The organism is Microcoleus sp. M2_D5 (assembly GCF_036701935.1).
In the GTDB taxonomy this organism is placed as follows: Bacteria; Cyanobacteriota; Cyanobacteriia; order Cyanobacteriales; family Microcoleaceae; genus Microcoleus.
Window position 1 is genome coordinate 92,434 of record NZ_JAUBRP010000004.1, and the last position, 3,567, is coordinate 96,000.

A 3,567-nucleotide genomic window follows, 5' to 3' on the forward strand; every position below is an offset into this window, starting at 1 on the left:
CCACAGGAGAAGAATCTCGGAATTGGAACTAGGGTCTAAAATCCACACCTCCTGTCGGAAAGCAAGTATCCGTTTTTCGGCCGAGGTCAAAGTCCCGCAGGCAAAAGTCAAGCCGTCTCCCCCTCTGGCGTGAAGATTGCGAGTGCAAACCTCGTCGGGACTCCCAGGTTAGGTGGCTGAGTGGCTCAAAGCGTCGGTCTGCAAAACCGATTTTCGCGGGTTCAAATCCCGCCCTAACCTCTGTTCCCAATCAGAAATTAAAAATTAGAAATTAAAAGATTAAACTAACAGTCTTTTAATTGAATTTTTTAACTTTGAAAAGGAACGAAGCGAAAGTGACATTGCAGCGTAGCTTAATAGTAAAGCGCCAAGTTCATACCTTGGTCAATGCGGGTGCAAATCCCGCCGCTGCCACCAAAAGCAGGGATGGTGTAACTGGCAACACTCTGGTCTCCAAAACCAGCATTCTGAGTTCAAATCTCAGTTCCTGTGCCAATTTATAGTGCTGTAGGCAAATGGTTTAAGCCGCTTGGTTTTCACCCAAGTGATTGCGGGTTCAACTCCCGTCAGCACTTCTCGTGGGTCGTTGGCAGAATGGTTTTGCAGCCGCCTTTTAAGCGGATGGATCGAGGTTCAATTCCTCGACGACCTACCAAAAATCCTATCTTGGGTCGGCCCTCCTATTGGCGTGGGTAGCTGTCTGTAAAACAGTAGCTTAAAGCGTTGCTGGTTCAATTCCAGCCTGACCCATTTGTAACTGCATTTAATATGCAGTTGCAATTTTGAGAACGTGGTGTAACTGGATAACATCTCAGTCTACGAAACTGAAGATTTGGGGGTTCAAATCCCTCCGTTCTCGCTGAGGAGAAGTGGCCGAGCGGCTTAAGGCGCTTTCCTGCTAAGAAAGAGCGGTTTAACAACCGTCGTGGGTTCAAATCCCACCTTCTCCGTTTTCCCCCGATAGCTCAGTTGGTAGAGCGCTTGTGTGAAGAACAAGAGGTCGTCAGTTCGATACTGACTTGGGGGATTGCGTTGCCTTATAGCTCAATGGTAGAGCAAGCGGTTGTTAACCGCTAGGTTGTAGGTTCGACTCCTACTGGGGCAGCCATTTTTTAAATTGCCGGGTAGACAAATTGGTAAAGTCGCCTATCTCTGAAATAGGAGTTTTTGTAGGTTCAAAGCCTACCCCGGCACCCAATTATTGGGAAGTCGCCTAATCGGTATGGCACCTCTCTTTGAAAGCGGAAAAATGCAGGTTCGATCCCTGCCTTCCCAGTTCTGCTATTACCAAAGCAGATCGATTACACTCCTGTAGCCCAATTGGCAGAGGCCGCAATTTCAAAAATTGTGTTGTGTGAGTTCAAATCTCACTCCTGAGTAGCAAATTTTAAACTAAGTTTCTACTTGCTCCTGTGGCGGAATTGGCAGACGCGGCAGACTTAAAATCTGTTCTATTTTAGATTGTGAGTTCGAGTCTCACGAGGAGCATGAACGGGATGTAATTCAGCGGCCAGAAGCCATGCTTTGGGAGCATGGAGTCGTTGGTTCAAATCCAACCATCCCGACTTTACCCCTGTGATGTAATTGGAAAACATCGCTTACTCAGAATGAGCGTCTTACAGGTTCGAGGCCTGTCGGGGGTATTAGGTTTTATTCAATCTAAAATCTAAAATCTAAAATCTAAAATCACTTTTGCCCCTGTAGCCCAATCGGTAGAGGCGCTAGATTTAGGATCTAGTTAGTGCTGGTTCGATGCCAGTCAGGGGTATTTGGTGACATAGCGGGTGAAGTAGCCTGGGTAGGCTTGGAGGTCTCATAAGCCTCTTAATAGCAGGTTCAACTCCTGCCCCCGCCACCAAAAATGCAGGTGTGATGTAATTGGCAACATGAGGCTCTTGTAAAGCTTTCTTGCAGGTTCAACTTTTGTCACCTGCTTGGGAAAATACGATCGCTCTTTAAGCAGGATTGCGATCGCCACCTTCCCAAATTTGCAGTTGTCGTTCCGCCGCAACAAAACAGTTTACATACGGCGTGGGATAAACAAAGTAGTCGTAAGCCAGTGCCATTTGCCGCGCGGCTTCGCGATAAGGAACTCGGCCGATTCCCGTTCCCAATCCCGGACAAACGACGCTCTCTATTTTACGTTCTGCGTGTCGGTTGTAGCGCCGAATTGTTAACAGCATTGCCCACGTTGCCACATACGGAATGTCTGTTCCTACGACAGACATAGGTACGCGCATGGTGGGAGTATGAGCGAGAAAAGGATGTTTCGGATGGTGAGTTTCGATGATAAATGATGTGCCAACTGGTTGTTCGCCTAGATAGTCTTCCAAGATATGCTGCTGAACCCTAACCATTAGAGAATGACCGAAAAAATCAACAATGGCTGCATCGATACCGCCATCCATCATGCCAAATGAATTGGCGGGACTAACCAAACAGTCATACTCGGTTAAATCCTCGAAACGTTTGTTGGTAATTTCGACATTTGGTAGGTAGAAAAAATGCTCTTGGAATGCGGCGAATAGTTCGGGATTGGGTGCTGTAACTATAAGTTTCATATTTTTTATCTCCGCTCTCTAGTAGTTTAGCAAATTACTAAGGGCGATCGCACGGTAACACTAATTAAAGTGCGGATATGGTGCAACGGTAGCATCTGAGTCTTCCAAACTCGCGATACGGGTTCGAGTCCCGTTATCCGCTTGGCTAATTAAATAGTGGACAGTTGACAGTTCATAGTTGACATGGAGGTTTTATAACTGTTGACAATTGACAGTCGCGCGTAAGCGGAAATATCAAATTTGTTTGCGGGTGTGATGTAAAGGTTAGCATCTGAGTATGCCATTCTCAGCGCATGGGTTCGAGTCCCATCATCCGCTTTTGTAGTCCTGAGCTTCGATGGTAGAGCGTTTGCCTTACAAGCAGACGCGGGGTAATCTCCTGTCAGGACTACCAATTTATGGGAGTGTAGCTCAATGGATAGAGCGCCGCGCTTCGGACGCGGATGTTGTGGGTTCAAGTCCTACCACTCTCGTTGTTTTTGCTTTAATTTAAGGAGGTTGATTCCATTGAATGAATAATTTTTTATATTAAGATCGATCGCCCTTTGCGTGTCCCAATCTTTGGAGCCTACATACTTTAGTACGAGAGGAAAGGTAACGCTGTCAAAATCGGCGGGCGTTTGAGAACGAGGAGTGCGATGAACCCGGCAGGTTGGCTTAAAGGTAGCCATCCTTTAAAGAGTGTGTAGCAACTCATCGGCGGAGTCTCTCTAGTAACTGAGAAAACGCAATGCTCTGATAACTTGCACGTCAAAGTGCGCTCGCACATTAACAAAAAACATGGGAGTGTAACTCAACTGGATAGAGTGTCGAGCTTCTACCTCGAATGTTGTGGGTTCAAGTCCTACCGCTCCTGCTGTCTGGGGTTCGTAGCTTAATTGGTAAAGCATCTAACTGGCTGTTAGAAAGATATCGGTTCAAATCCGATCGCAATCCACCACACGAATTTTAGATTTTAGATTTTAGATTTTAGATTTTAGATTTTAGATTGATTTCACAAATCTAT

1 protein-coding gene and 23 tRNA genes are annotated in these 3,567 nt (G+C 46.2%); 23 read left to right on the forward strand and 1 reads right to left on the reverse strand.

Annotated elements, in window-relative coordinates; all coding sequences use genetic code 11:
• The first annotated feature begins 166 nt into the window (after positions 1-166).
• From QUA50_RS02740 to QUA50_RS02820, 17 genes are all read left to right on the forward strand, one after another.
• Positions 167-240, forward strand: a tRNA-Cys gene (locus tag QUA50_RS02740).
• Between the two features lie 102 nt (positions 241-342).
• Positions 343-417 (forward strand) — tRNA-Met (locus QUA50_RS02745).
• A gap of 3 nt (positions 418-420) precedes the next feature.
• Positions 421-495, forward strand: a tRNA-Trp gene (locus QUA50_RS02750).
• Positions 496-501: 6 nt separating this feature from the next.
• Positions 502-575 (forward strand) — tRNA-Glu (locus QUA50_RS02755).
• A gap of 5 nt (positions 576-580) precedes the next feature.
• Positions 581-655, forward strand: a tRNA-Lys gene (locus tag QUA50_RS02760).
• Between the two features lie 13 nt (positions 656-668).
• Positions 669-750 (forward strand) — tRNA-Tyr (locus QUA50_RS02765).
• Positions 751-784: 34 nt separating this feature from the next.
• A tRNA-Arg gene (locus QUA50_RS02770) sits at positions 785-859 on the forward strand.
• A 4-nt stretch (positions 860-863) separates the two neighbouring features.
• Positions 864-950 (forward strand) — tRNA-Ser (locus QUA50_RS02775).
• A gap of 4 nt (positions 951-954) precedes the next feature.
• Positions 955-1,027: transfer RNA gene (locus QUA50_RS02780), tRNA-Phe, on the forward strand.
• A 6-nt stretch (positions 1,028-1,033) separates the two neighbouring features.
• Positions 1,034-1,108: transfer RNA gene (locus QUA50_RS02785), tRNA-Asn, on the forward strand.
• Positions 1,109-1,118: 10 nt separating this feature from the next.
• Positions 1,119-1,197, forward strand: a tRNA-Gln gene (locus QUA50_RS02790).
• 5 nt (positions 1,198-1,202) lie between these two features.
• Positions 1,203-1,276: transfer RNA gene (locus tag QUA50_RS02795), tRNA-Gln, on the forward strand.
• A 35-nt stretch (positions 1,277-1,311) separates the two neighbouring features.
• Positions 1,312-1,377, forward strand: a tRNA-Leu gene (locus QUA50_RS02800).
• Positions 1,378-1,406: 29 nt separating this feature from the next.
• Positions 1,407-1,488: transfer RNA gene (locus QUA50_RS02805), tRNA-Leu, on the forward strand.
• A 4-nt stretch (positions 1,489-1,492) separates the two neighbouring features.
• Positions 1,493-1,565: transfer RNA gene (locus tag QUA50_RS02810), tRNA-Pro, on the forward strand.
• 129 nt (positions 1,566-1,694) lie between these two features.
• Positions 1,695-1,768: transfer RNA gene (locus QUA50_RS02815), tRNA-Leu, on the forward strand.
• Positions 1,769-1,863: 95 nt separating this feature from the next.
• A tRNA-Thr gene (locus QUA50_RS02820) sits at positions 1,864-1,935 on the forward strand.
• Between the two features lie 20 nt (positions 1,936-1,955).
• Here QUA50_RS02820 and QUA50_RS02825 read toward each other — a convergent pair.
• A complete protein-coding gene (locus QUA50_RS02825) occupies positions 1,956-2,561 on the reverse strand; it encodes a macro domain-containing protein (RefSeq protein ID WP_333259198.1) in 606 nt (201 codons plus the stop codon).
• Positions 2,562-2,632: 71 nt separating this feature from the next.
• Here QUA50_RS02825 and QUA50_RS02830 point away from each other — a divergent pair.
• From QUA50_RS02830 to QUA50_RS02855, 6 genes are all read left to right on the forward strand, one after another.
• Positions 2,633-2,703: transfer RNA gene (locus tag QUA50_RS02830), tRNA-Gly, on the forward strand.
• 104 nt (positions 2,704-2,807) lie between these two features.
• Positions 2,808-2,879: transfer RNA gene (locus QUA50_RS02835), tRNA-Gly, on the forward strand.
• A 5-nt stretch (positions 2,880-2,884) separates the two neighbouring features.
• A tRNA-Val gene (locus QUA50_RS02840) sits at positions 2,885-2,955 on the forward strand.
• A 6-nt stretch (positions 2,956-2,961) separates the two neighbouring features.
• Positions 2,962-3,034: transfer RNA gene (locus QUA50_RS02845), tRNA-Arg, on the forward strand.
• 309 nt (positions 3,035-3,343) lie between these two features.
• Positions 3,344-3,417, forward strand: a tRNA-Arg gene (locus tag QUA50_RS02850).
• 7 nt (positions 3,418-3,424) lie between these two features.
• Positions 3,425-3,501, forward strand: a tRNA-Ala gene (locus QUA50_RS02855).
• The last annotated feature ends 66 nt before the right edge of the window (positions 3,502-3,567 follow it).